29 protein-coding genes and 2 pseudogenes are annotated in these 24,948 nt (G+C 67.6%); 21 read left to right on the forward strand and 10 right to left on the reverse strand.

The window, feature by feature from the left end:
- Positions 1-614 precede the first annotated feature (614 nt).
- Positions 615-1,652 carry an ApeA N-terminal domain 1-containing protein gene (locus IPJ61_RS05325; RefSeq protein WP_366505266.1) on the reverse strand — a complete coding sequence of 346 codons (1,038 nt, stop codon included), beginning with the start codon at positions 1,650-1,652 and terminating at the stop codon, positions 615-617.
- Positions 1,653-1,835: 183 nt separating this feature from the next.
- On the opposite strand from IPJ61_RS05325, the gene IPJ61_RS05330 reads away from it, so the two are divergent.
- The 4 genes from IPJ61_RS05330 to IPJ61_RS05345 all read left to right on the forward strand — a co-directional run bounded on the left by IPJ61_RS05330 (position 1,836) and on the right by IPJ61_RS05345 (position 3,047).
- Positions 1,836-2,021 (forward strand): helix-turn-helix domain-containing protein, encoded by a 186-nt coding sequence (locus IPJ61_RS05330; protein ID WP_459251250.1) that lies wholly within the window; start codon positions 1,836-1,838, stop codon positions 2,019-2,021.
- Between the two features lie 106 nt (positions 2,022-2,127).
- A complete protein-coding gene (locus IPJ61_RS05335; RefSeq protein WP_297103885.1) occupies positions 2,128-2,376 on the forward strand; it encodes a hypothetical protein in 249 nt (82 codons plus the stop codon).
- Positions 2,339-2,746: a hypothetical protein gene (locus IPJ61_RS05340; RefSeq protein WP_297103886.1), complete on the forward strand. Its 408-nt coding sequence runs from the start codon at positions 2,339-2,341 to the stop codon at positions 2,744-2,746. Before IPJ61_RS05335 ends, IPJ61_RS05340 begins: the two co-directional genes overlap by 38 nt.
- A gap of 52 nt (positions 2,747-2,798) precedes the next feature.
- Positions 2,799-3,047, forward strand: coding sequence for an integrase core domain-containing protein (locus tag IPJ61_RS05345; RefSeq protein WP_297103887.1), 249 nt, complete (start codon positions 2,799-2,801; stop codon positions 3,045-3,047).
- Here IPJ61_RS05345 and IPJ61_RS05350 read toward each other — a convergent pair.
- Positions 3,040-3,369: an ATP-binding protein gene (locus IPJ61_RS05350; protein WP_366505412.1), complete on the reverse strand. Its 330-nt coding sequence runs from the start codon at positions 3,367-3,369 to the stop codon at positions 3,040-3,042. The genes IPJ61_RS05345 and IPJ61_RS05350 overlap by 8 nt on opposite strands.
- Positions 3,370-3,463: 94 nt before the next feature.
- Here IPJ61_RS05350 and IPJ61_RS05355 point away from each other — a divergent pair, with 94 nt between their 5' ends.
- The 8 genes and pseudogenes from IPJ61_RS05355 to IPJ61_RS05390 all read left to right on the forward strand — a co-directional run bounded on the left by IPJ61_RS05355 (position 3,464) and on the right by IPJ61_RS05390 (position 8,849).
- A complete protein-coding gene (locus tag IPJ61_RS05355; protein WP_297103888.1) occupies positions 3,464-3,643 on the forward strand; it encodes a hypothetical protein in 180 nt (59 codons plus the stop codon).
- Positions 3,644-3,897: 254 nt separating this feature from the next.
- Entirely contained in the window at positions 3,898-4,110 is a 213-nt protein-coding gene (locus IPJ61_RS05360) for a hypothetical protein (RefSeq protein ID WP_297103889.1), read from the forward strand.
- 266 nt (positions 4,111-4,376) lie between these two features.
- Positions 4,377-4,718: a transposase gene (locus IPJ61_RS05365; RefSeq protein WP_297103890.1), complete on the forward strand. Its 342-nt coding sequence runs from the start codon at positions 4,377-4,379 to the stop codon at positions 4,716-4,718.
- Positions 4,715-4,924: a hypothetical protein gene (locus IPJ61_RS05370; RefSeq protein WP_297103892.1), complete on the forward strand. Its 210-nt coding sequence runs from the start codon at positions 4,715-4,717 to the stop codon at positions 4,922-4,924. Before IPJ61_RS05365 ends, IPJ61_RS05370 begins: the two co-directional genes overlap by 4 nt.
- Positions 4,925-6,043: 1,119 nt before the next feature.
- A pseudogene (locus IPJ61_RS05375) lies at positions 6,044-7,063 on the forward strand (IS3 family transposase); the annotation flags it as partial.
- Between the two features lie 503 nt (positions 7,064-7,566).
- Positions 7,567-7,857, forward strand: a pseudogene (locus tag IPJ61_RS05380) (IS3 family transposase); the annotation flags it as partial.
- 78 nt (positions 7,858-7,935) lie between these two features.
- Complete coding sequence (locus IPJ61_RS05385) at positions 7,936-8,499, forward strand: DUF3293 domain-containing protein (protein ID WP_297103894.1); 564 nt, start codon at positions 7,936-7,938, stop codon at positions 8,497-8,499.
- 65 nt (positions 8,500-8,564) lie between these two features.
- The gene (locus IPJ61_RS05390) at positions 8,565-8,849 is read left to right on the forward strand and encodes a metal-binding protein (protein ID WP_297103896.1); all 285 of its coding nucleotides are present in this window, start codon (positions 8,565-8,567) and stop codon (positions 8,847-8,849) included.
- A gap of 581 nt (positions 8,850-9,430) precedes the next feature.
- Here IPJ61_RS05390 and IPJ61_RS05395 read toward each other — a convergent pair.
- A complete protein-coding gene (locus IPJ61_RS05395) occupies positions 9,431-9,808 on the reverse strand; it encodes a YqfO family protein (protein ID WP_297103898.1) in 378 nt (125 codons plus the stop codon).
- 278 nt (positions 9,809-10,086) lie between these two features.
- Here IPJ61_RS05395 and IPJ61_RS05400 point away from each other — a divergent pair, with 278 nt between their 5' ends.
- On the forward strand, positions 10,087-10,725 hold the full coding sequence (locus IPJ61_RS05400; protein WP_297103900.1) for a dihydrofolate reductase family protein: 639 nt from the start codon (positions 10,087-10,089) through the stop codon (positions 10,723-10,725).
- 25 nt (positions 10,726-10,750) lie between these two features.
- Here the strand turns inward: IPJ61_RS05400 and IPJ61_RS05405 are convergent, their stop codons facing one another.
- Both IPJ61_RS05405 and IPJ61_RS05410 read right to left on the reverse strand, forming a co-directional pair.
- The gene (locus tag IPJ61_RS05405; protein ID WP_297103902.1) at positions 10,751-11,170 is read right to left on the reverse strand and encodes a type II toxin-antitoxin system VapC family toxin; all 420 of its coding nucleotides are present in this window, start codon (positions 11,168-11,170) and stop codon (positions 10,751-10,753) included.
- Positions 11,157-11,441 (reverse strand): type II toxin-antitoxin system Phd/YefM family antitoxin, encoded by a 285-nt coding sequence (locus IPJ61_RS05410; protein ID WP_297103903.1) that lies wholly within the window; start codon positions 11,439-11,441, stop codon positions 11,157-11,159. Before IPJ61_RS05410 ends, IPJ61_RS05405 begins: the two co-directional genes overlap by 14 nt.
- 152 nt (positions 11,442-11,593) lie before the next feature.
- Between IPJ61_RS05410 and IPJ61_RS05415 the strand changes: the two genes are divergently transcribed.
- A complete protein-coding gene (locus IPJ61_RS05415) occupies positions 11,594-11,986 on the forward strand; it encodes a DUF4259 domain-containing protein (RefSeq protein ID WP_297103905.1) in 393 nt (130 codons plus the stop codon).
- Between the two features lie 93 nt (positions 11,987-12,079).
- Here IPJ61_RS05415 and IPJ61_RS05420 read toward each other — a convergent pair whose 3' ends face one another.
- Positions 12,080-12,775, reverse strand: a complete 696-nt coding sequence (locus IPJ61_RS05420) for a peptidoglycan-binding domain-containing protein (protein ID WP_297103906.1) — start codon at positions 12,773-12,775, stop codon at positions 12,080-12,082.
- A 172-nt stretch (positions 12,776-12,947) separates the two neighbouring features.
- Between IPJ61_RS05420 and IPJ61_RS05425 the strand changes: the two genes are divergently transcribed.
- Positions 12,948-13,505 carry a pyridoxamine 5'-phosphate oxidase family protein gene (locus IPJ61_RS05425; protein WP_297103908.1) on the forward strand — a complete coding sequence of 186 codons (558 nt, stop codon included), beginning with the start codon at positions 12,948-12,950 and terminating at the stop codon, positions 13,503-13,505.
- Positions 13,506-13,566: 61 nt separating this feature from the next.
- Here IPJ61_RS05425 and IPJ61_RS05430 read toward each other — a convergent pair whose 3' ends face one another.
- Positions 13,567-14,256, reverse strand: coding sequence for a DedA family protein (locus IPJ61_RS05430; RefSeq protein WP_297103910.1), 690 nt, complete (start codon positions 14,254-14,256; stop codon positions 13,567-13,569).
- A gap of 89 nt (positions 14,257-14,345) precedes the next feature.
- On the opposite strand from IPJ61_RS05430, the gene IPJ61_RS05435 reads away from it, so the two are divergent.
- Together IPJ61_RS05435 and IPJ61_RS05440 are read left to right on the forward strand one after the other, a co-directional pair.
- Positions 14,346-15,275: a DinB family protein gene (locus tag IPJ61_RS05435; protein ID WP_297103912.1), complete on the forward strand. Its 930-nt coding sequence runs from the start codon at positions 14,346-14,348 to the stop codon at positions 15,273-15,275.
- A 100-nt stretch (positions 15,276-15,375) separates the two neighbouring features.
- A complete protein-coding gene (locus IPJ61_RS05440; RefSeq protein ID WP_297103914.1) occupies positions 15,376-15,954 on the forward strand; it encodes a nitroreductase family protein in 579 nt (192 codons plus the stop codon).
- Positions 15,955-16,049: 95 nt separating this feature from the next.
- Here the strand turns inward: IPJ61_RS05440 and IPJ61_RS05445 are convergent, their stop codons facing one another.
- Complete coding sequence (locus tag IPJ61_RS05445; protein ID WP_297103916.1) at positions 16,050-16,376, reverse strand: YqfO family protein; 327 nt, start codon at positions 16,374-16,376, stop codon at positions 16,050-16,052.
- A gap of 61 nt (positions 16,377-16,437) precedes the next feature.
- Here IPJ61_RS05445 and IPJ61_RS05450 point away from each other — a divergent pair, with 61 nt between their 5' ends.
- Positions 16,438-17,277, forward strand: a complete 840-nt coding sequence (locus IPJ61_RS05450; RefSeq protein ID WP_297103918.1) for a CPBP family glutamic-type intramembrane protease — start codon at positions 16,438-16,440, stop codon at positions 17,275-17,277.
- A gap of 36 nt (positions 17,278-17,313) precedes the next feature.
- Here the strand turns inward: IPJ61_RS05450 and IPJ61_RS05455 are convergent, their stop codons facing one another.
- Together IPJ61_RS05455 and IPJ61_RS05460 are read right to left on the reverse strand one after the other, a co-directional pair.
- Positions 17,314-18,606: a serine/threonine-protein kinase gene (locus IPJ61_RS05455; RefSeq protein ID WP_297105545.1), complete on the reverse strand. Its 1,293-nt coding sequence runs from the start codon at positions 18,604-18,606 to the stop codon at positions 17,314-17,316.
- A gap of 13 nt (positions 18,607-18,619) precedes the next feature.
- Positions 18,620-19,084 (reverse strand): helix-turn-helix domain-containing protein, encoded by a 465-nt coding sequence (locus IPJ61_RS05460; RefSeq protein WP_297103920.1) that lies wholly within the window; start codon positions 19,082-19,084, stop codon positions 18,620-18,622.
- Positions 19,085-19,270: 186 nt separating this feature from the next.
- Here IPJ61_RS05460 and IPJ61_RS05465 point away from each other — a divergent pair, with 186 nt between their 5' ends.
- The 3 genes from IPJ61_RS05465 (at position 19,271) to IPJ61_RS05475 (ending at position 24,946) form a co-directional block, all read left to right on the forward strand.
- Complete coding sequence (locus IPJ61_RS05465) at positions 19,271-20,197, forward strand: antibiotic biosynthesis monooxygenase (protein ID WP_297103922.1); 927 nt, start codon at positions 19,271-19,273, stop codon at positions 20,195-20,197.
- Between the two features lie 139 nt (positions 20,198-20,336).
- Positions 20,337-23,138: a S8 family serine peptidase gene (locus IPJ61_RS05470; RefSeq protein ID WP_297103924.1), complete on the forward strand. Its 2,802-nt coding sequence runs from the start codon at positions 20,337-20,339 to the stop codon at positions 23,136-23,138.
- On the forward strand, positions 23,135-24,946 hold the full coding sequence (locus tag IPJ61_RS05475; protein ID WP_297103926.1) for a trypsin-like serine peptidase: 1,812 nt from the start codon (positions 23,135-23,137) through the stop codon (positions 24,944-24,946). Before IPJ61_RS05470 ends, IPJ61_RS05475 begins: the two co-directional genes overlap by 4 nt.
- Positions 24,947-24,948 lie beyond the last annotated feature (2 nt).

A 24,948-nucleotide genomic window follows, 5' to 3' on the forward strand; every position in this document is an offset into this window, starting at 1 on the left:
GCGGGGGGGCGGGCCGCCCCGGGGGGGGCGGGCCGGGGGGGGGGGGGCGGGGCCCCCGCCGGGCCCCCCGGGGGCGGGGCCCCGGGGGGGGGGGCGCCGGCGCGGGGCCGCGGCCCCGGGCCCCGGGGGGCCCCGGGGGGGGCGGGGGGCGGCCGGCCCCCCCCCCCCGCCCGGCCCCGGCCCCGGGGGGGCCCGGGGGGCGGCGGCGCCGGGGGGCCGGGGGCCGGGGGGGCCCGGGGGCGGGGGGGAGGGACGGAACGCTGATGGCACGAATAAGAACGATTTCACCGGGACGACAAGATGTCCATGTTCATCCGTCCGAGGTCGATTGCTTTCATCAGGTCGTGCTGACTGAAGACGGCTCTCGGTATCTGCATCTGTCAACATTTGGGTCGGACGACCGCATTTCGAGAGCAAAGAGCAGCCAGTCGATCCAGATCAACGAGTCGACCGCTCGGGAACTAGTTGCGATAATCCGGCAAACGTTTCCTAATCTGTGAGTAATGACCCACTACCAGCTCACTCGCGCCATCTAGCTCTATATTGTGAATGACTTCTTGGATCTCTGCACCCCGGGCATGCTTGTTGAACAAGATTTCGGCCCCTGTTCAGACCTACCCAGCGGACCGGAGCGTCTGAGCTGAGACGCCGAGCCTATACGCAATCCACTTGCGAACAAGTTCAACCCCTTGTTGGAAATGCTCCTGCTTGAGCGCCGGATCAATCTGTGGCCGATTTGCATGCTTCACTGAATTATACGACTCCGCGAATCGCCCTCCAAACGTTGAAGGTTGGAAGCTCAGGGTTCGACTCACATCTTGCACCAACAGGTCGACCCGATCAACAACTGGTTTCTTATTCGCCGCATTCTCTGACTTCCCTCTTTCCTGAAACAACTCGTAGCCAATGGCCTCGAAAGCAATTCCCAGCTGCGCGATACCGGCATCTATCGTGGCGCCCTCTAAATCGAGAAGACTCACGAATGGATCCAAGCCTCGCGCATACCTCTTAGCCAATTGCAGCCACTTTCGCACGCCCACTTTTCCGATATCTTGGTAGTCGAACATAAAACGGTCTCGTTCACTCCAAGCGGGAACCGACACCCCCGTCAGCGCCGTACGCACGCCATACCATTCCGGCAACGACACACCTCCCGGGATCTGGATACATTCGCGAGAATTATGCGCCTCATGAGAGAGAAAATCCAGCCTTTTCCAGGCTGCGATACGGAGGAGATTGCAAATCGCAAAATGAATATCCAGATGGGACTCCCAGTCGCATTCACGGGCACGGAGGGTCCTAATATACACACGGCTTCTATATACCACCTCGGACCGGCTAGGAGTGGGGAGCCGTCCGATCACCATTGCCGAGAGGTTCATGACTCTCGCGAGCGCGACGTCGGGAACAGCTGACATCGTGGTTGATGTTTGAAGAGGACGCCCCTCCTGCGTGAAAGAAGTAGTCGTCGCATGAGCACTCAAGCGAAGCCACGCAGCTAGGCCATCGATCTCGGATCTTAGACCATTTACCTTACTGCATACTGCGGCGGGTTTGAGCCGGTAGTTCAGGCTGGACTGAGCCACCCCGACTGGGTCGGATGAGCCGGGCCGCTGGGGCGGTGAGCCACCCGGTGGTTCTGGGTGACCCACCGTTAGGGTAGGCGGGTTTTACTCGTTGGTGGCGAAGTGTCGGCGCATGGAGTCGGTGCAGTTCACGGTTGTCGCGCGTCAGACTATGTGGCAGGGGTAGTTAGTTGCTGAGGCAACGCCCCTATCGAAACGTCTGAGTCATGAGTCGTCCCCCGACGATCCCGGTGGAGAAGAAGCTCCGCATTGTGTTGTCCGTGCTGCAGGGGTGAGATCTCGATCGCTGAGGCGGCCCGTCGTGAGAAGGTGTCCGAGCAGGCGATCGGGAACTGGAAGCGTCAGTTCCTCGAGGGCGGGAGGGCCGGCATCGAGGCGGGCAAGTCAAGCCCTCGTCGCGGGAGCAGCAGCTTCAGGACGAGGTCGCCGAGCTGACCCAGGCCCTCGGCGAGGCGGCGGTCGAGATCCGTGTGTGGAAGAAGAGTGCCGAGGGCCGTCTGGGCCCTTCGAGGACCTCGAGGTGATCCGTGTGGAGTCGGGCATGTCGACCGCGAGGTTCTGCAAGCTGATCGACATGCCCGAGCGGACCTGGCGGCGCTGGCAGGCCAAGGCGAAGATCGAACGGCCGGTGAAGGGTCCGTGGCCGCAGCCGGCGCGGGACGCGGCCCGGCCGCTGGTCACCGCGCATGCGTTGAAGAAGCCGGAGTGGGGGCATCGGAAGATCTGGGCGATGACCCGCCACGACGGGCATAGTGTCGCAGGCAACCGTGCTGCGGCTGCTGCGCGATGACGGGCTGATCCTGCCGTCCGAATATCAGAAGCAGCGTCGGGAGCTGGCGAAGGACCGCAAGGCCGCGTTCGCGAGGAACCCGACGGGACCGAATCAGGTGTGGCAGCTGGACTTCAGCGAGTTCGAGACCACCACCGGCGGGACGTGGCGGATCGCGGGGTGCGGGACTGGTTCTCCAAGGTCGAGCATCCGTTTCACGTCACCGACGGCGAATCAGCATGACGCGATCGCCGCGATCGAGCTCGCCCTCGCCGACTACGAGGTCATGTTCGGGCACCCGCTCATCGACCAGTGCGAGGTCGATGCCGAGACGGAGAGCTACTGCCCGTCGTCACGATCGTCACGGACACGGGACCGTTCCGGTCGCTGAACTTCGAGCTGTTCATCATGCGCCACCCCGGAGCTGCGGCGTCCGCACCCGAGTGAAATCGCCCGGGCAGAACGGGTCACGCGAACGCGGGTTCAGGACGCTGAAGTACGAGCGGCTGTTCCTCGACGACATCCCCGACGCGCTCACGCTCGTCGAACGCGCCGAGGACTACCGCATCGAGTACAACGAGATCCGCCCGCACGAGGCCATCGCCTGGAACCGGCCGATGGAGGTGCACCTGGGCCTGGCCGACCCCACCATCCCCAACTTCGAAAGAGAAGAAATCCTGCCAACTACTTGACGCAGTTCACGGTCACGGTGTGAGCTGCTGCGGTGATCCTGTCGATGATCGCGTCGGCGAGGATCTTCTCCTCCATCCGGTCGTGCCACTTCGCTGGCGGGAGTTGGGTGGCGAAGATCGTGGAGCCCACCCGAGTGCGCCTGTCGATCAGGGTGTGCAGGTTCTTGACCTGGTCCCGGGTCGGCGCGCTGAGGAACCAGTCGTCGATCACGAGCAGGTCCAGGCTCACGAGCCGTTTGAGGACCTGGCTGCGGGAGTCGGTCTTCTCCGCGATGGTGAGCTGAACCGCCCCGGGTTTGGTGGAGGGTCTTGACCGCTTCAGGAGGTGGAGTCATGCCTGCACCAAGGAAGTACAACGACGAGTTGCGTGAGCGTGCGGTCCGCACGGTCAACGAGACGATCAGGAGAACCCGGGGATGCCGGTCAAGCGCGCCTGCAACCAGGTGGGCGAGCAGCGGGATCCCGGGATCGACGCTGCGGAACTGGCTGCGGGCCCCGGCGGGGTCGGGTCGTCGGCGGTGGAGACCGATCCGCATGCTCGGCTCGTGCAGCTGGAGAAGGAGAACCGGGAGCCCGTCGAGCGAACGCGATACTGAGGTCGGCCTCGGCTTTCTTCGCGTCAATGCCACGCTTGAAGTGTCCGGCAGAGCCTCCTTTCTTCGTTGCCTGAGGTTGTGGCTTCGTCCGATGTGCGGCTCTGCCGGACGCCTAGCCATCGGGGCGGGCGTGGCCTGATAGGAGCTTGCCAGGCTCTCGATTGACGCCTGCCCACCAGTCCGGTGGCCAGGCCTGGTGCCACGTCACCATGGAGGGAGAACAGGATGCTTATCACGATCGGGCCGACTGCCACATGAAGTCCCACACACTGTCGCCGTTGATCCAGTCGGAGAATCTAGGCCAGATCACGGTCGGCACAAACACCGATGGCCACCTGCGGTTGCTGACCTGGGCCGAGCAGTTCGACGAGGTCATCTTCGCTCTCGAGGACTGCAGGCACGTCACCCGTCGGCTCGAACGTGACCTGCTGCGCGCCGGCCAGAAGGTCCTTTGCGCCCACGACTGATGGGTGAGACTCGCCGCATCGCACGGCAACCGGGCAAGTCAGATCCCATCGATGCCGGCGGTGCCATCGCCGCCCTGCGCCATCCCGACCTGCCGACAGCCCAACCGACGGGCCAGCTCGCGACATCAAGCTCCTGTCGGACCATCGCCGCGACTTGGTGATGCAGCGGACCCGCGCCTGTTGCCAGATCCGCTGGTTCCCGCACGAGCTGACCTGACCTGGATATTCCTGCCCGAGGCCTACGGCATCACAACCACCTCAAGCGCGTGCGCACCGTGCTCGCGTCGATGTCGGGCACCGTCGCCCGGCTAGCCAGGGAGCTGACGCAGCGCATCGGTGAGTTGAACCAGCAGATCGCCCAACTCGACAAGGAACTGACCACCTTGGTCAAGCAGCACGCGCCGGCCCTGCTGGAGATCCCAGGCTGCGGTGTCTTGTCAGCAGCCCTGATCGTCGGCGAGACCGCTGGCGTTGAGCGATTCCGGAACAAGGACGCCTATGCACGGTTCACGGGCACAGCACCCGTCCCGGTGTGGTCGGGTTCCTCCGTCGGCAAGGTCCGGCTCAACCGAGGCGGGAACCGCCAGATGAACTGGGCACTGCCATGATCGCCGTCACCCAAGCCCGCGGCATCGGTCCTGGCAAGGACTACCTGACAAAACAGCAAGCCCGGGGCAAGGACCGAGTCGCTGGACTCCGACTCCTACGACGGCGCCTCTCCGACACCGTGTTCGCCGCCCTGAGGACCGACGCCGCGATCACGCTAGCGTCCCGGCAACAAGACCGCGACCACGGCCTTCCCGCGGCCGCTTGACATAGGAGCACGCGGAGCTCGACCGCCCCTCTCCACGTTGATCAACTACATCGATCAGCACGGACCGCTTCGGGGTCGAGCCGATCTGCGCCGTGCCCCAAGCCGGCGCCCAGATCGCCCGGAGCACCTACTACGCGGCCAAAAGCGCTCACCGTCGCAGCGGGCGCTGGCCGACGCGGCGCTGGATGAGCGCATCCAAGCGACCTACCAGGCGAACTACCAGGTCTACGGGGTGATGAAGATGTGGAAGGTCCTCAACCGGCAGGAGGTCCGAGACGAGCACGGCCGGACCACCGGGGCCCACTATCCACCGGTGGCCCGGTGCACCGGCCCGCCGTATGAGGGCGTTGGGTCTGACCGGAGCGGTCGCCGGTGATCACAAGCGGCCCCGCACGACCCCACCGGCCAAGGACGCCCATCCGGCAGACCAACCCCAACCGCGACTTCACGTCCCCGGCGCGGACAACCGGTGGGTCGCTGACATCACTACGGCCAACATGGGCCGGTTCGTCCACGTGGCGTGATGGACCTGTCTCCAGGATCGTCGGCTGGCGGGTCTCCGGATCACTGCACACCGACCCGGCCCTGGACGCCCTCGAGCAGGCCATCCGGCGCGCGCGACGGGGGTGCTGTCGGGTCTGGTCCACCACGCCGACCGCGGCGTCCAGTATCGAGCGATCCGCCACCGAACGGTTGGAGGAACTCGGAATCGTCGCCTCGGTCGGGTCCAGGGCGATTCCTACGACAACGCCGCCGCCGAGGCGTTGAACCGTGTCTTCAAGACCGGCTGATCCGGCGTCGAGGGCCGTGGCGCACTCTTGAGCACGTCGAGTTGGAAGTTCTCCGATGGGTCGACTGGACAACACGGCCCGCACACACCTGGTGCGACTACCGCACCCGCCGCATACGAGCACGCCTACGATGCTCTCAGAACCCTTCCGCGGCGACCGCCGCCGAAGAACACACAACTCTCCACTAAACCCGGGGTGGTTCAGCCCGGGCTCCGCCGACCCCGGTGTGGCGCTGTCGCATCCAGGCACCGCACGGGACTGCTGAAGGTTTGGTTGACTCCAAGATCGCATGACTCTCACGAGAGGTGGTGCTGGAAGGATGGCATCCATGCCGAAGATCGCTTACACCGACGAGTTCAGGCGCGACGCGGGTCGCGCTGGTCGCCCCAGGCATCCCGCAGAAGCAGGTCGCCAAGGACATGGGGATGGCCAAGACCACCCTTCAAGCCTGGGTCCGCGACGCTCGCTTCCAGTCCCACGGGATGACCCCGACCACCGATCCTGAGCAGCGCAAGGACATGGCCCAGGCGTTACGCAGGATCCACGAGCTGGAGATGGAGAACGAGGTCCTACGGCGAGCGGCGGCGTATCTGTCGCAGGCTCACATCACGCCCCAAAATGATCTACCCGCTCGTGAAGGAGATGGCTGCGGTCCGGTGCCACCGTGAGGGTGCCGGTGGCGGTCGCGTGTCGGGTGTTGGGATTCTCCAAGCAGGGCTACTACAAGTGGCTCAAGCAGCCGGTGTCGGCCCGCGAGGCCGAAGAGCGTGAGCTGATCGACGTGCTCCACCAGCTCCACGATGATGACCCGGAGGGCGGCTACCGCGTCCTGGCCGATGACATTGCCGAGTTGGGCTACGAGTTGTCGGAGCGCAGAGTGTGGCGGCTGTGCCGGGTCGCTGGCATCCAGTCGGTGTTCACCAGGCGCAAGACCCGGTACAAGAAGGCCGGCGCTCCCGTCCACGATGACCTGGTCAACAGGCAGTTCAGCGCCGACGGCCCCAACGAGCTATGGCTGAGCGACATCACCGAGCACCGCACCCGCGAGGGCAAGGTCTACCTTTGTGCGATCAAGGACGTGTTCTCCAACCGGATCGTGGGCTACTCGATCGATTCGCGGATGAAGGCCCGTATCGCCGTCAACGCGCTCCAGATGGCAGTGGCCCACCGAGGCCGGCCCGCCGGGGTGATCGTGCATTCCGACCGCGGGTCCCAAGGCGGTTCGCCCCGTCGGAAGGTGTGTGATGGGCGGGCTGTCGAAAGACGGCGTGCGGGGGGGCGGTTGCGGGGATGTCGCGGGCGACGTGGGGGGGGGGGGGGGGGGGGGGGTGGGGTCGCGGTTTCGTCACGGCGGCAGCGCCTGGCCGAGCGAGTGGCCGCTACCGTCCTTCGCCAGCGTGAGGAGTGGACTTAAGGCTCAGGGGGGGTTGGGGGACGGTCGGATCCTGCACAGTCAGCTGCGCGAGCCGTGGGCCGGGACGTGGCGGAAGGCAGGCGGAATCCCAACGAAGATGGTCCCGGCGCGGAGCAGGCGGCGCTGGCAAGGTCGCCCGCCGGCCGGGCCCTGACCGCCGTCTGGAAAGGGTTGAACACACGGGCGGTCGAAGGCGCGGCGCGGCTTGGCCCCGTCAGCCGGGCCCTCCAAGCCTTCGGGCGCCGGACTGGTGACTGCGGGCGGGGCGGACAAGCCCCAGCGGGTTCCGGCGAGCCTGATCTGGACGGGCCGTCGCGACCGGTCACGGCCGAGCGTCCGCGGGGCGACTCCCCCGCAACGCACTCACACCTTGCCTGGCGGCACAAGTCCGCACGGCCCAAGGGTCCTGGGCCTGAGCGGTGTACGCGGTGAACCTGCAATTCCGCTCCAGACGCTTCCTGAAGGCCCTCAAACGCCACGGCCTGACCGGCTCCATGGGCCGCGTGGGGGCATGCGGTGACAACGCCGCGATGGAGTCGTTCTTCGCGCTCCTGCAGAAGAACGTCCTCGACCGACGGTCCTGGAGTACACGAGAGGAACTGCGGCTAGCGATCGTGTCCTGGATCGAGGGGAAGTACCACCGGAAACGCCGTCAACGCAGGCTCGGGAAACTCACCCCGGTCGAGTTCGAACTCATCATGAAACCAACCGCTAGACTGGCGGCATAAACCCCGGAGGTCAACCAAACCTTCAGCGGACCCCTCCTATTCGAGTCCGAGGACAGTGCGGTCTACGTCCTGTCCGGCGTGAACGCTTTCGGACGACCCACCACACGGACCGATAACGCGCAGTCGCTGCACCAGTTGCGGTGGCGGCTCGACTTCCACGAGTGGGACTGGTGCTTGACCGTGAGCACCTCACCGGACCGGCAGTGGGTCGAAGGCGGCGCGCTGATCCGAGGCGTCGATGAAGACGAGGTCCTCGACCTGGCCCTGTTCCACGGCCAGGCGGTCGTGCTGCGCTGGGACCAGACCGGACTCACTGCCCTTCCCACGATGGCAGGCGTGGATGTCGGCAACCCCACCCCGGTGCCCGTTCGCATCGCTCCCGCGCTGACCGGGTGCCCGCTACGCGGAGGCGCCGACGGGGTGTGCAAAATGTACGGCGGACCGTGGACAAGATCTTCCATAAGCGCTGCGCTGATGTGGCAGCGGCACCGCGCGATGCTGCTCGATGCGTTCGGCTGCGACGTCTGCCAGGGAAACGGCGGGGACGGGCCGGTGGGCGCCATCGATCTGTTCGTCCCCACACGCGACGGCGGCTGGCAATACGGGCCACCTCTCACACGCGACCAAATGAACGACAGCTAGTGGTAGCTGCCTTGAGCAGGCGTAGTCCTCGGTAAGGTCGAGCTACCACGACGCGCAGGAGACACATGACCAAGCCCAAGACCTTCACCCTGATGGGAGCAGATGGTCTCCCCTACGCATCCGCGTCGAGGGGACAGCTCGGCGGCAACGGGCTGCACAAGATCTACGGACATCTCGACTGCTCGGCCGCCCGGCGCGCCCTGAGCAACCCCGAGCATGCAGCCGTGTATATCCAGCACCGCGTGTTCTTCGCGGACGAGGCGACCGCCGTCGCCGCGGGGTTCCGCCCCTGCGGGACGTGTATCCGCCCTCAGTACAAGGTGTGGAAGGCGGCGCAGGAAGGCAAGTAGTGGCCGTTCCTGTCGCATCGGCCAAGCCGCCAGCCCGGTGTGGAGCCTCACAGCCTCGCGGCTCTGGACTCCCACGACGGCGTAGCGCCAAGGAGTTCGTGAGCGTGCGTGTACTTTCTCGCAGCCTCGCCTGGACGTCTGCGGGTAGTGCAGACACCCGCTCCGGGGACGTGTTGTGCGCGAGGTCGGCCAGCTTGACCGCGCGAGCGGACTCGTTGGCCGCAATCCGCTTGTAGTACTCGTCGCCCTGGCCGTCCACTCGGGTGAGGAGCAAGACGACGTCGATCACCTCGGCGCTGATCCCCGCCGCTGCGAGGTCATCAGCCGTGATGTCGGTGTCCTCAATGACGTCGTGGAGCCACGCCGCGCAGTGCTCGACCGTCTGCGTGATGGGATCGAACGCGGCCGCAACCGCCGCCGGGTGATGGATGTAGTCGAGGCCCAGCTTGTCGACCTGGCCTCGGTGCGCAATCGTCGCGATCGCCTGGGCGCGGGCAACCTGGTCAACGGCGGTCCAGCTTCGGTGGTTGGGGCTGTTGGTTTCGACGCAGGCTGCGGCTTATTCGTCGCGGTGGCCGGGCTCATTGGCTTCGACACGGGCTGCGGCTCCTTCGTCGCCGTGGGCCCGGCTCAACCAGCGGGGAAGGCTCAACCAGCGGTGAGTCGGCTTCGTTCTGCAGGACGTGGAAGGCCGGCTCCTCGTAGGGGTGCGCCTCACGCAGGCGCGCCACCACCTTCTCGCGCAGCGACCTCGGGAACGTCAGCTCGACGCGGTTCTCGGCCACCTTCTCTAGCGATCCCACCTCTCCGATCACGGGTTTCGCGCTACCCAACGGGCGGAACTGGCCCGTTCCCGCGGCCACGAACGCGCAGCCGTCGTAGTAGCCCACGTGGCCTGCACCGGCGTCGAACAGCGCGGCCAGCACGCCGTCGGTGTCCGCGATCGGGACGTAGAACACTATACGTCGAGTGGCTCTGTCATCTCGCCATTCCCGACGATTGCGGTCTCAGTGGGACCACAATCGAGATCACGGGCATCCGACAATTGCCAACAGCCGTCAGTCGGGCATATCGCCCCCAGCCGGACACCGCTGCAGCACGACCGACGCGAAAGTCCGTCTCCGCGGCCCGCCTGCGGAGCACCAGGCACCTGTGCGTCGGTCTGCTGCCCCCCCTACCGCGATGCCGATCTCCGTACGAGGATGAGCACAAGCGAAGAGCACAGAAGGAGACCACAATGGCGCAGCGAGTACACCACCTGGCCATCTCCCTCGGCGGGTACGCCACCGGCGAGGGACAGAGCCTTGAGGCACCGTTCGGGCACGTCGGCGCGCGGCTCATGGAGTGGTTCTTCGACACCCCCATGGGAAGCGCCATCCACGGCGGGGGTCGCGTCGCCGAGGGCATCGACGCCGCGTTCGTCCGCGGCTGGGGCGACGGCATCGGCGTCGAGATCATGGGGCGCAACAAGTTCACGCCGTCGCGTGGCCCCTGGACCGACGACGGATGGAAGGGCTGGTGGGGTGACACTCCCCCGTTCCACACGCCGGTCATCGTCCTCACGCACCACCCCCGCCCGGCGTTGGAGGTGGGCGACACCACGTTCCACTTCCTCGACGCGACGCCGCACGAGGCCATTGCGGCCGCGCACGAGCTGGCGCCGGGCGACATCCGCATCGGCGGCGGCCCGACGACGGTCAAGGAGTTCCTCGCCGCCGACCTCGTCGACTACCTGCACCTGGTCGTGGTGCCGATCGTCGTCGGCCGCGGGGTCAACCTCTGGGAGGGGCTCGAGGGCATCGAGGCGAACTTCAGCCGCGTCGAGAGCGTCACCTCCCCGTCGGGCGTGATCCACGTGGTCATGTCTCGGGCCTAGCCCGAGAAACCGCCAGCCGCGACCCTCAGGCGACGGGGTCGAAGACGTCAAACCCCAGCATGTCGGCCGCCTTCGCCATCGCCGCATCGTGCGTGACCACAGACACCGCTCCCACGCCGATGCGCTGTGCCGAGGCCAGGTGGAGCGCGTCTAGTGACTTGATATGCGGACGGATAGCCCCGGCCTCCGCCACCAGCGCATCATCGACGGCAAGCAGGTTGACCCTCTCGACGAACTCCCCCACCTCGCCAACCGCGAGGCCCTCCCGCCGGTAGACGCGCGTGATCTCAAGCTCCAGCAGTCGCGACGACACAAAGGCGTCGCCGGCGGCCGCGCGCTCGTCGAACCAGTCCACTGCCTCGGCACTGTGTCCGAGCAGGAGGCGCAGCGCGACCGACGCGTCGAGATACCAGCGCGTTCGGGGGCGAGCCTCAGAACTCAGCATCTGCATTCACCTCGTCAAGCAGCTCGTCGACGCCCAAAGAGAGGGGTACAGGCTCGCGGCGCCTAAGTCGACGACGCGGTGCGACCGCCGCCGTCGCCAGCCCAGCCGCGACGAGCGCCTCTAGCGGGTCCTCCGAGGTCTGCGACTCCGGGACGAGCCGCAGCACCACCCGACCCCGATTCGTCACCTGAAGCGGCTCACCCGATTCGATGACCTTCCGGGTCACAGCAGAGACCCGTCGGTTGAACTCCGTCATCGTAATGCTCTCCATCACCTCAATGTAGCATCTACATGCTACATCTTCTCTTCATGCGCCAGAACGTTGCGAAGCCCGCCGAGGTGGGCAGTTGACCCGGCCATGTCCACCATGTTCCTCGACGCCACCGACATTTTCGCGACGCCGTCGACCGGTACGATCCCGCCATGGGAGCATGGGGGGTCGGGCCATTCGAGAACGACGGCGCTATGGACTTCGTCGCCGACCTCCGGGCCGGCGACTTCAACCTCGACGGCCTGGCTTGGGCCTTCGAGGACGAGGAGTACCTGGAGGTCGACGGCGGGCAGATGGCGCTCGCGCTTGCCGAGGTCGCCGTCGCGATCCGGCGGAATGCGCCGTCGCCAGTCAGTGATCTCGACCTTTCGGCCGTCGCTGTGCACTTCACGCCCGAGAATGTCGCGTTCATCCACGCGCAGGTGAAGCGCACGCTCTCGGACGCTGAACACTCTGAGCTCTACGAGCTATGGGAGGAGACCCCCGACTTCGAGGCGTGGCTCACGGTCTCCCGACGGATCCTGCAACAGCTCTCCCCGAGTTGATACCGAGACTCTTGTCATGTGTCCATGCGGGTCGAGGGCACCGCAGGCAAGAGCCGCGCCGTCACACCGAGCTCATGCCGAAGGTCGGCGGAGTCACTTGCAGGGCGCGTACTTCGCACGCTTCAGCGTCACCCAGCCGATGTGCACGTACTCAAGCTTGCCCGTCTCGGGCAGGATCTGCACCGGCCACTTGGCGTCGCCCCAGGCGGCCTTCACGTGAGCGTTCTTGCGCTTCGTGCCGAGCTTCACGCCGAAAGACATGCTTCCCACGGCCACGTGGGAAATCGCCTTCTTCGACGAGCCCAGCTCGAATCGCAGCTCGTTGTGTGTGCCGTTGTTGCAGGCCGAGATCCTCAAGTCCTTGTGCGTGAACGCCCTCGTCCAACCCTTGATTCTCGCGCACCCGGCCTTCGACTTCGATGTCGCCGCCCCAGACTGCGTCACCGCACAAAGGTTCTTCCACGTGTGCGGACCGACGACGCCGTCGTCCTTGATGCCGCGGTTCCGCTGCAGCGCCTCGACGGCCTTCTTCGTCGCGGGCCCGTACTCACCGTCGTCGTCGATGTCCTTGGTCACGTTCGAGGCATTCAGAATCCGCTGAATGTACGTGACGCACTTACCGCTGGCGCCCTTGCGGTAGACCTTGGCGACACATCCCGACGCCGCGGCGTGCGCCTCCTCACTACCGAACACCACGCTGCCGGCCAGCAGCAGCACCGTCGCCAGCGCCAGCGCCACGACCGCCCGGCGCATCCGCGCCGCAGCCCCTTGGATCGACTCCGCCGTCATCACGCACCTCCTGTAGACGTCCCGAACGCAGACTACGCACTGCCCACATCCGCGATATCCGGTGTCAGACAACGGGATCGACGACGTCGCGCCCGAGCGGGCCAATCCCGTCAGCACGGTGAGGCGTGAGACCCAGCAGACAGACCACGCGCGCGCCCGCAAGGATGGGGCTATGGGACAGCAGTTTTCCGAGATCTCCGAACGGCTGAGGAGCTTCATCGAGGCGCAGCACGTGTTCTTCGTCGGAACCGCGGCACGCGACGGCCGGGTCAACATCTCGCCCAAGGGCCTCGACTCGCTGCGGGTGCTCACCCCCACCCGCGTGGCGTGGCTCAACGGCACCGGCAGCGGCAACGAGACCGCCGCGCACCTCCTGGACCACCCGCGCATGACCCTCATGTTCTGCTCGGTCGACGCCAAGCCGCTGATCCTGCGCCTTTACGGCACCGGACGCGCCGTCCATGCCGGCGACTCCGACTGGGACGACTTGCTCGGCCTGTTCCCACCCATGCAGGGCGCCCGCAACATCTTCGTCCTCGACATCGACTTGGTGCAGACCTCTTGCGGCTTCGGCGTCCCCCTCATGGCGTTTCAGGGCGACCGACAGACCATGGCCCAATGGGCGGCGAAGAAGGGCGACGACGGCATCGTCGCCTACCAGCAGGAGAAGAACCGGGTCAGCCTCGACGGCCTCCCCACCGGCCTTCCTGAACCGGCGCTGCGCGCCTAACCGAGCAGCCTCGGCAATTGGCCAACAGCCTGTTGGACAATTGCTTTCTGTGGCCGGGTGCCTACTCCGTCGCCTCGGCGGCGGGCGCGGCGGCGCGGCGGCGCTTATGCAGGAGGTACTCGACGCCCATCGGGATCAGCGACACGGCGACAATCAGGATCAGCGCAACCTCGAGGTTGTCGTGGATGAACGGCACGGTGCCCAGGAAGTAGCCGAGAACGGTGATGCCCGTCGCCCAGAGAACGCCGCCGATGGCGGTGTAGATCATGAACGTGCGGAAGCTCATCTTCGCGACCCCCGCCACGAGCGTGACGAAGGTGCGCACGATGGGCACGAAGCGCGCAAGGATCAGGGCGCGGGAGCCGTAGTGCTCCATGAAATCGTGCGTGCGGGCGACGTACTTCGGGTCGAACAGCTTGCCGATGAAACCGTCGCGGGGTTTGAAGATGGGTGGGCCGATCAGTCTGCCTAGCCAGTACCCCACCGCGTTGCCCGCGATCGCGGCGATGGTCAGGATGATGCACGTCAGGATCAGCGTGCTGACCGGGTCTCCCGTGAGGTCGATGGACCCCAGCGCGACGAACATGCCGATGGTGAAGAGCAGGGAGTCGCCGGGCAGGATGGCGAACAGCCCGCACTCCGCGAAGATGATGAAGGCGCACCCCCACAGGGCCCAGTTCCCCAACCAGTGGATGATGTACTCGGGGTTCATCCAGTTGGGCATCAACAGGACCAGGAGCAGTGCATTCACCCGGACAGCCTACCTGGACAGCCGCCACGGCCCGATTTCCGGCGTGGCCGCCACTGCCGCCGAGCCCCGCGCAGTGCCACCATGGAGTCATGACGACCTCGTGGCGCGACCTCCTGCTTGACCAGCTCGACTTCTACTGGAACTTCCACCTCCAACCGCGCCTGAAGGACCTGACCGATGACGAGTACCTGTGGGAGCCGAGCGACGGAGCGTGGTCGCTCGGCGAAGGTGACGACGGCGTCGTCCGCATCGAGTCCCTCTCCCCCGAACCCCCCGTCCCGCCGATCACCACGATCGCCTGGCGCATGGCACACATCGGTAGGGACGTGCTCGGCAAACGCGCCCGCGCGTTCTTCGGCGGCTCCGACGCCCCGGACGACGCCGACATGTACGACGACCGCCACTGGCCAGAACCGCTCCCCCTCACCGCCGCGGGCGGCCTCTCGCTCCTCGAACAGGGCTACACCCTCTGGCGCGACGGCATCGCCGCCCTCGACGACGACGCCCTCCTCCGCCCGCTCGGCCCGAAAGGTGGACCATTCGCCGACGACTCCATGGCCGCCTTGGGCATGCACCTGAACCGCGAGACGATGGCACACGGCGCCGAGATCTGCCTGCTGCGCGACCTCTACCGCGTCCAGGTGCTGCAGGACGATCCGCTCGTCCGATTCGCCTACGCCGGAAACGACGGCGAGGTCCAGCAACTCCTCGGCTCCCGAGATATCGGCCAGCTCGTCCGCGACGAGCCGACCCTGCTCGCCGACGTCGCCGCTCTACGGCACTGGGCCGTCGTTCGCGAACTGATCGACGCGGGCTTCCCAGTGGCCAACCCGACCGAGACCGGCGTCACCGCCCTCCACTACGCCGCCGCGGCAGGCGATCAAGACGTCGTCGACTACCTCCTCGAGCATGGCGCCGACCCGACGGCGGTCGACGGCGCGTTCGGCTTCACCCCGGCCGGCTGGGCCGACCACTTCGGCCACGCCGACCTCGCGGCCCGGCTGACCCCCGCTGGTTGAGCTGTTCGCGTTCGGCACAACCGTACGCCCGACCTCTTAGTTGAGACTTCAAGCATCTTCGATATCCTGAAGGGGAAGACCTCGAAGACAGGAAACGAAGATGACTACCGCCGTGCGCAACCCCACCCGCGTCCCCGTCGCACATCCGATCGCGCAACGCTGGAGCCCGCGCGCGTTCGACCCCACCTTCGAGCTTTCCGCCGACGACCTCACCGCGCTCGGCGAGGCCGCCCGCTGGGCGCCGTCGGCGGCGAACCTGCAGCCGACCCGGTTCGTCGTCGCCCGCCGCGGCACCACCACCTTCGACACCATCGCCGACGCCCTCACCGGTTTCAACCGCGAATGGGCACCGAACGCGTCGGCGCTCATCGTCGCCATCGCCGAGGTCACTCGCGACGGCAAGCCGATGCGCTGGGCCGAGTACGACCTCGGCCAGGCGGTCGCACACCTCAGCATCGAGGCCACCCATCGCGGCCTGGTCACCCACCAGATGGGCGGGTTCACGGCGGAGGCACTCAGCGAAGCGTTCGGCCTCGACGAGGGCCTGCGACCCGTGGCGGTGGTCGCCGTCGGGCGCCACGACGACTCCGACGACGTCGCCCCGGCTATCCGTGAGCGTGACCTCGCCCCGCGCGCGCGTCGCAACCTCGCCGACCTCACGCTCCTCTTGGACGTGTGACTCTCGACGTCTCCTGATACGCCTCGTACCGTCTATTGGTTTCGACACGGACCCGGCGCTCCGCGCGGGGGTCCGGCTCAACCAGCGGTAGATCTCTATCCGCTCGCCTCGTTCCGCAGCACGTGGAAGGCAGGCTCCTCGTAGGGATGCGCCTCGCGGAGGCGCCGAACCACCGGCTCGCGCAGCGACCTCGGGAAGGTCAGCTCCACGCGGTTCTCCGCCACCTTCTCCAACGCCCCCACTTCGCCGATCGCGGGGTCGGCGCCCGGCAACGGACGAAACTGCCCGGTCCCGGCCGCCACGAACGCGCAGCTGTCGTAGTGGCCCACGCGCCCGGCGCCGACGGCGAACAACGCAGCGAGCACATCGTCGGTATCCACGACAGGAACGTAGAAAACGAGGACGTCGAGCGGCTCTCTCATGCCTGCCATCCTGCCCGACTATCGTCGCGGCGCGACGGCGATCTTTCTGACATGCTGAACCATGAGCTCACCGCCAGCGCCGACGACCTCACCGACCACCCCTGCAACCCCAGCATGGAACGTCGCCGATCTCCTCCCAGCCGCGGGGGTCTCCGTAGCCGCGTTCCTGCTCTTCGGGTTTCAGCTCGCCGGCTGGGGACACCTCCTCCTGGTGCTCAGCCTCGTCGGCGCGTTCGTGCGGAGCCGCGAGTTGGGCAAAGACCTGCTGCTGATCGGCGTCGGCGTCGCCATCGTCAGCACGACGTCGGTCGAGGCGGACGTCAGCTGGGACCGCTTCCTCGTCATCGGCACCGTCCTGATCCTCGCCGTCACGACGCCGCTGTTCATCGACCGCGTCGTCTACCGCCGCCGCGCCATCCGATTCCCTTGGCGGGGCGAGCACCGGTGGACGAAGACCGAGACGATCTACGTCTTCGCGGTGCCGTTCCTCGGCTGGGCCATCCTGCCGTTCTACTTCATCCGCTCCGGCGCCTACCTCAATTGGCCGCACATCACCGACACCAGCGAACTCTTGCGGTTCTTCGTCGGCGTCAACGCCGTCGGCACCTGGGACGAGCTGTTCTTCATCTGCACCTGCTTCGCGTTGCTGCGCCGCCACTTCCCCGTGTGGCTCGCGAACCTGCTGCAGGCCACCATCTTCGTCTCGTTCCTCTGGGAGCTCGGCTACCGCGAGTGGGGTCCGCTCCTGACCATCCCCTTCGCCCTCATCCAAGGCTTCCTCTTCGCGCGCACCGGCTCTCTGCTCTACGTCCTTGTGGTGCACCTGCTGTTCGACGCCATCGTCTTCATGGCGATCGTCCACGCGCACAACCCCGAATGGTTCGCTATCTTCATCTACTAGCGCCGACAGCTGTGACCAGAGCCGGGCGAAGAAGCGCTACTCCGGTTGCCAGGTGTAGGCACCGTCGATTCGCTGGCAGCGCAGCTTCGTGCCGTCGGCGGCTGTGGCGAAGTCGCCCTCGACCTGCCAGCTGCACTCCTCACCGACCGCGCGCTGGGTCACCGGAGCCGTCGGGACCGACGGCGTGGGCGTCGGCGTCGGCGTCGGCGTCGGCGTCGGCGTCGAAACAACGCTCGTCGGGCTGGTCGGACCAGGGGTCTCACCCTCCCTCGGCGTGCCCCCGCCGTCCAAGTTGGACCAGACCGCGGCACCGATTCCGAGGACGCCGACGACGACCAGTCCCGCCGCCATCGGCTTCCCCAGTGCACGCCGACGCGACACCTGCTCCGGTAGCGCCGGCTCGACGATGACCGGGTCGGCCTCCGGGATGCGCAGGTCCTCGGGCCGCGCGACCAGCGTCGGCGCAACCGCGAGCGGCACCGCCGAGGGAGGCTCGGGCTCCTCCCGCTCCCCCGGGCCGGCCAGAACGTGCTCGAAGACGGTCAGGGCCTCGCCGTCCCGTGCGCGAGGCAGCGCGTCACGCGCGGCGCCCGCGAGCAGGCCGCGCGCCTGTCCGACGTCGTGCGGCCGCAGGGTGGGGTCAGGGTGCGTCATGGCGTCGATCGCCCGCGCGAGGTGTACGTCCTCGACCACCTCCAGCGCCTGCTCAGGCGTCCCGTCCTCGTGGCCCAGCACGAGCGCGACGGCCACCCGGCCCAGCGCGTACAGGTCCTGATGCGCGGCGGGCACCGAGTCGCCGTGCAGCACCTCGGGCGGCACGTACCCGGGCGTCCCGATCACGAACCCCGCTTGCGTCAGGCGCCCCTCGTGCGCGGAGGCGGCGATCCCGAAGTCGGTGAGCGCGACGTCCAACGGGCCGTCGCCCGTTGCGCGCAGCAGGACGTTGGCGGGCTTCACGTCGCGGTGGACGATGCCGGCGCGGTGCACGTCGTCGAGGGCGTCGAGCAGCTGGTCGACCACGGCGACGACGGTGCCGTCGGACAGTCCCCCGTAGTCGCCGATGAGCGCCCGCAGCGAACCGCCGGTAACGAGTTCGAAGGCGATGAGCGCGGTCTCGTCGTCGGCCGCCCACGCGTAGGGCGCCACCACGTGCGACCCGACCAGACGGCGCGACTGCTCCCGTGCGAACCGCAGGATCTCGCCGGCGTCGCGCTGCTTCAGCAGCTTCGCTGCACAGGGCCGGCCCAGGCGATGGTCGTGGGCGCGCCAGACGACGCTTGTGCCGCCGCTGCCGATCGGTTCGAGCAGTTCCCACCTGCCCGCGATCATCTCTCCCACGGACTTAATTCTGCCTGGTCGCGGCCTCACCGAGCGCGGTGGCCAGTTCGACGGCGTCGAGACTGCTCGCGTGCGCCGCCAGCTCGGCGAGCACCGACGACGACGCGTGCGCGCTCAGCCAGCCGACGACGGCCTCGTGGGTCTCGCGGGTCGACATCACCGTGCTCCGCAGTTCAGGCGTCGACGACGACACCGCGGCCAGCACCCGCTCGATTGCGGCCCGGTCCCCCGCGACGACCTCCGGCTCCCCCAACCGCTCCTCCAGGAACACGATCCGGGCCAGCACCGCGGGGTTGCTGATCTTCACCCGATGGCCGCTGACCAGCTGACTCACCATCGGCGCGCTCAACCCGACGATGGACGCCAGGGCGCCCTGCGACAGGCCGTAGGCGGTGCGCAGCGCCGCGAATCGGGTCGCCCAGGTGGCCCCGTAGAGCTCGATCTGGGCGTTCGTCGACGGCTCGGTCATGCTTCGCACCAACAATCTCTAGTCGCTGACCGATCCGGCCATTTGCATCTGCAATAGTACGACAGGGCCATGAGGCTGTCATCTGCGACATCGTGGCATTGCCGCCAAATGAAAGCCAGAGCAGCTACTGTTTTCACCTGACGCCCACGCGTCACCCACGCGACGAGGCGAAGGCAGGTACCCGACATGGAAGATGGACACGCGACGGCCGTACTGACCGTTCACCGCACCGACGACGCGGCAGACTTCGAAGCGGTTGCGCGGCGGATCGGTGCGAACGCTCAGACTGCGGCGGGCTTCGTCGGCTGGCAGCACTCGGTCACGACCTCCGCGGTGCTCGAGTGGGGAATCGCCGTCAGCTTCGTCGACGAGCCGCGCCTCGAGGCGTGGCTGGACGGCGCCCGCGAGCTTCTCGCCGACTACGGCTATCTCCGCTCTGGTCTCGCTGTGTTCATCGACGGCTTTCCCCGCACCCCCGGCGTCCTGCGGGTGCGCGAGAGGCCCGACGCCGGACACGAGGCCGACCTGATCGCCTCCGCCGAGCAGGTCGCGCAGCTCGAGCGCACCCAGCTCGGGCACGAGGGCTCCAGCCTCTTCCCACCAGGCGGCGACGATCCGAACGCGTGGTCGGCGGTGGTCCGCTTCCGCACCGACGCCCAGCTCGAGGCCTGGCTGCGGTCGCCGGAGCTCGCCGGCGCCTTGCCCGATCGCCACGCGCACCTGGCCCAGGAGTCGCAAGTGATGACGGCCAGCGCTTTCGGCTCGACCGTGCGGGTATCCGACGGCGCGCCCGCCGTCACGCCCGAGTGGAAGACGGCCCTCCTCATCCAGCTCGTGCTGTACCCGCTGATCGTGGTCTTCGTGAAGTATGTGAACCCGATGCTCGGCAACATCTTCCCACTGCCGTGGCTGGCCACCTTCGTGAGCGTGGCGCTCACCATCGTTGTCCTCACCTGGGTGCTGATGCCGCTGGGTCACAGGCTGCTGCACCGTTGGCTCGATCCTGTCGAGGGCTCGACTCCGCAGGAGAACGTCCGAGGGGTCTTCACGGTGCTCGCCGGCTTCGCGATCTTCATGACGCTCTTCGGCGTCACGGGCTTTCTGCAGCACTGACGTCCGCGCGCCCGTGAGCCCTGTTGTACGCGCGCCCGGCGCCTAGGGAAGCTAGGGACGACGGGGTCTTGCTTCGCTCTATCCGAAGGAGGATAGTGGCGCTCACAAGCACGAGTGCGTGCTGCGGAAGGGGTCCGCGATGAAAGGCATTGACGTCCTCAGGCTGTTGCTTGCCGCCCGCGACCCGGACGCGGAGGTCACGGGACTCGACCTCGCCACGCTGCGCTTCGTGGTGGAGTTCCGGACGGTCATCGACATCGACGCCGTCAAGGGACGGATAGCCGACCTCCTCGAGACTGAGCCCGACTCCTTCCAGTTCTATCCGCTGTTCGACGGCGTGCCGGACGAGCAGCCGCCTGCCCCCTCCGAGGCCGAGTTCGGCGAGTTCTACGTCCTGCAGTTCCCCGGCCTGGACCGCACCGTCGACAACGAGATGCTCTTCGCCATGGGGTACGAGCTGGCCGACGAGCTCGACGCGGTCACCGTCGAACCAGACCTCGGCACGCAGATCTACGTCGAGCCCCTCCCTCCCGACGCGGCGCCCGAGGGCGTCATCAAGGGCGCCTTCGCGGGAACCTGCTTCGTGGATACGGACCCTCCGAAAGACACACTGTGGGCCCTCGAACGGGCGGGTGTGCTGTCGGCGTGGGCGGCGTCCCCGGCGCGGGGGGCTGGCATCAGCATCGCCCAACCGGACACCGGCGTCACGAAGCACGTCGAGTTGTCCGATGTCGACCAACGCGACGGCTTCAACATCCTCACCAACAGACCCGACCCGACCGACCCGCTCGCCGCCAACGGATTCCCCGGGCACGGCACATCGACGGCGAGCGTCGCCGTCAGCGGCGCCGCGGGCCAGGTCAACGGCTCCGCTCCCGGCGCGACGCTCATCCCGATCCGCGCCGTCGAGTCCGTCATCCTCCTCTTCAACGGCTCCGCGATCGCGAAGGCCGTCGACCACGCCCGCCGCCACGGCGCCCACGTCATCACCATGAGCCTCGGCGGCACACCGAGCAGGGCGATGCGGCAGGCGATCAACAACGCCATCGCCGAAGGCATCATCGTGCTGGCGGCCGCCGGGAACTGCGTGCGGCTCGTCGTGTACCCCGCCCGCTACGACGAGGTGATCGCCGTGGCCGGAAGCAACGTGCGAGACCTACCGTGGCGCGGATCCTGCCGTGGTCCGCGCGTCGACATCACGGCACCCGGCGAGAACGTCTGGCGCGCCGTCGCCGGGCCGACCGGCACGGACACCGCCGGCGGCCAAGGCACCTCTTTTGCCGTGGCCCTCACGGCCGGGACCGCCGCCCTCTGGCTCTCCCACCACGGCGTCGAAGAGGTCAGGGAGGCCGCGGCCCAGCGCGGGACCACCGTGCAGCAGCTCTTCCGCGAGTCCCTCGTCGCCACCGCTCGCACGCCCGCGAACTGGGATACCTCTGATTTCGGGGTCGGCATCGTCGACGCCGGCGCGCTCCTCGCCCGGCCGCTCGACAGTCCGCGCCCGATCCACCTAGAGGCCGCGCCGGGAGCGCCCCCTCCGGAGACTCTCGAGTTACTGGCCGAGGCCTGGGGAGCGGTCGACGCGGTCCGTCTCAGCGGCGTCGCCACAGATCCCCGGTTCCAGTTGGAACTCAGCACGCTCGCGCTGGAGGATGCCCGCGTCGGCGCCGCAGAGCCGGGTGGAGCCGAGTCGAGCATGGCCCGCAACGGCGTCAGCCCCCAGTTGGCCGCCGCGATCGGCCCGACGACGCCGCCCCCTGCCGGTCGCACGACACCGACCACGCGCGCGGACCCGGTCCTCGCCCCCGACCCCGTCGTGCTCGTCGCCACCCGCACGGGCGGGCTCGAGGCCGCGGCGGACATCTCGCCCGAGGCCGCGCGCGACTTGCTCGCGGCCAATCGGGACGCCCCGGTCGACGCGATCAGCGAGCGGCTCAAGAGCGTGCGCGCGTCGCTCGCCAAGACTGAGCGCGCCGCGCAACTGAAGCCCCTGCACGATCAGTTGTTGCGCGATACCCGACGCGTCGTGAAGCGGCTGAGCGCGGGCAAGCCCGTCCCCGACGACATCGACGCGCGGGTCGGGCTCGAGGCGCTCGTGCAGCTCGAGGGACGGCCGGCGCTGCGGATGACCGATGACGTCGTCGACCCCGACGATCCCGGCATCGGCGAATGGGCCGGTGCGCTCCTCCTCCAGCAGGATCGGCTCCGCGGAATCCACGGCTCGATCGGCCGGATCGACACCGCCGGCGGCGCGCACGCCGGAACCGGGTTCGTCGTCGGCGACGGCCTCGTCATGACCAACCGTCACGTCCTTGAGACCCTCGCCTTCCCCGCCCCGCGCCGCGTCCAGCCAACGACCTGGGTGCTTCATGGCCGTCCCACCATCAACTTCTCACCCTCCGGAAAGGACCCTTCACGCACCTTCGCGATTCGCGAGGTGGCCTTCAGCGGCCCGAACCCGGCGGACGTGGTCAACTTCGCGAACCTCGACCTCGCGCTGCTGAGGATCGAGAAGACCAACACTGACGGCGAGCCACCCCCGCCCCTACGGCTCTCCGACATGTCCGCCGGCGAGGGCGCGAAACTGTTCGTGATCGGGTACCCGGCGATGCCGACCGCGCTCCCCTCCGACGAAGAAGGACGGCGGCGCATGGACGTCGTCCGTCGCCTGGGTGAGATCTACGGAACGACGTTCGGCGTGCGTTACCTGAGCCCGGGCCTCGTGATGCAGACGCCGACGCAGTTTCGTCCCGACGACCCCAACCCCCGCGTTTTCACGCACGACGCGACGTCTCTCGGCGGCAACAGCGGATCCTGTGTCCTCTCCTTCGACGACAACCTCGACGTCGCCGGCCTGCACTTCGCGGGCGACTGGCTGCGCGCGAACTTCGCCCACGCGATGGACGGGGTTCACGCCGAGATCGCAGGGTTCCTGCGATGAACGACACCGGTGCCGGTGCGGCGCCGACCCTCGACCTGCGCGATCTCGCCGGGCAGATCACCTGCAACCGGAAGGACTTCGAGCGTCTCTACGACGAGGTGCGCCCGAAGGATCGCGAGACACGCTCCTTCATGGTCGCCGTGTTGGGCGCCGGCAGCGACAGCCTCGCGTTCGAGAGTGCGCTCCGGCGCGCGGACGACGAGGGCTGGTTCACCGAGCTCGGCGAGCGTCTCCTCCGCGACGGCTTCCTGCGCTCCGGCGCTCCGCCGGTCACCACCCTTCAAGCGGTGGTGAAGCGCAAGCTGGGCTTCCCGGACACCGCCGACGTCGAGCGGGGCGGTCTGCGGGCCCGGGCACGGCTGTGCCGGGTGGACGTGGAGATCGACGGCCAGCCCAGCGCGGTCACCGGCACCGGGTACCTCGTCGGGCCCAGCACCATCGTCACCTCGTTTCATGTGGTGTCGACGCTCGTCGACCCCGCCACCGCCACGCCGCGACCCGAGTCGCATCGCCAACTCACCGTCCGCTTCGACCACGCGACCGACGCGAACCAGCCCAGCGTGTACCGCGTGCCGGAGGCCTGGCTCGTGTGCGCGAGGCCGCCGCACCCCGACGAAGTCAGCAGGACGAAGGAGCGAGGCGTCGAGCTCCAGGAGCCGGCGGCGGCCGATGCGCTGGCGGGGCACCTCGACTACGCCGTGATCCTCCTCGCCGGCTCCCCGGGAGCCGAGCGGGGATACTACGACCTGGCCGCAGCGGTCGATCCGATCATCGGCGGCACGGTCCACCTCTTTCAGCACCCGGAGGGCGTCCAGCAACGCCAAGCCGTCGGCACGCTCACCGGCTTCCGCCCAGGGTCGAAGAACGAGCGGCTCGACCACGACGCCAACTCCCTGGGCGGGTCCTCCGGTGGCCTCCTCCTCGACGGCGATCACGCGCTCGTCGGCCTGCACCAGGGCGCGTACGGCAACCCCGTCATCAACACGGCCATCTCGGCGGTCGCGATCAGAGCGGACGTCCGGAGCCGCAACATCGACCTGTTGGAAAGCTCCTACGCGCAGGCCTACCGCCTCGCCGACGGCAGCCGACCCATCCTGGGACGCACCAGATGCCAGGAGTGGATCCGGCGCGTGCCTCAGCCCCTCGTCCGCGTCAAGGCCGCGCCCAGGGACAAGGGTGTGAGCTTCACCGTCGAGATCATGCGGGCGTGCCTGCCGCCCGGTAGCCACTTGATCCAGACGTTCAGCGCGAGCGAACTTCACTCGGACGCGCTCCGCACCGCGGAGCTCATCCTCAGCCGGTTCGGCGTCGACACCGCGGGACTGCCGACGATCGCCGACGCGAACTCCAGCCGCGGCGTATGGATCAGCAACCTGGCGACGGCGTTCATCACGCGCCTGGCAGCGGCGTTCCCGGGCCGCACCGTCTGGCTTGTCATCGACGACCTCGCGAAGCGCAAGCTCGCGGTCCCCGACGGCAGCGTGCAGGACTTCCTCTCCGAGCTCTATCGCCGGTCGTCGGGATTCGCGAACCTGCGCATCGTGCTGCTCGGCCTCCGCACCGTCCCCAGCGGCTTCCCGAACGGGCTGGCACACAACGAGGACATCCTGCCGCCCCAGGCCGCCGACGTCGCCTCCTACATCCGCTACGGCCTGACGGCGAAGGGGCTCGCGTACTCCACGCAAGAGATCGACCGGTTGACCCGTCTGGTCATGCTCACCGCGGGCACGAACATCGGGAAGCTGAGTGACTACATCTCCGAAAAGGTTGACCGCATGCTGTCCTCCGAAACCGAGGATGCGCGGTGAGC

The organism is Tessaracoccus sp. (genome assembly GCF_016714275.1).
GTDB lineage: Bacteria > Actinomycetota > Actinomycetes > Propionibacteriales > Propionibacteriaceae > Arachnia.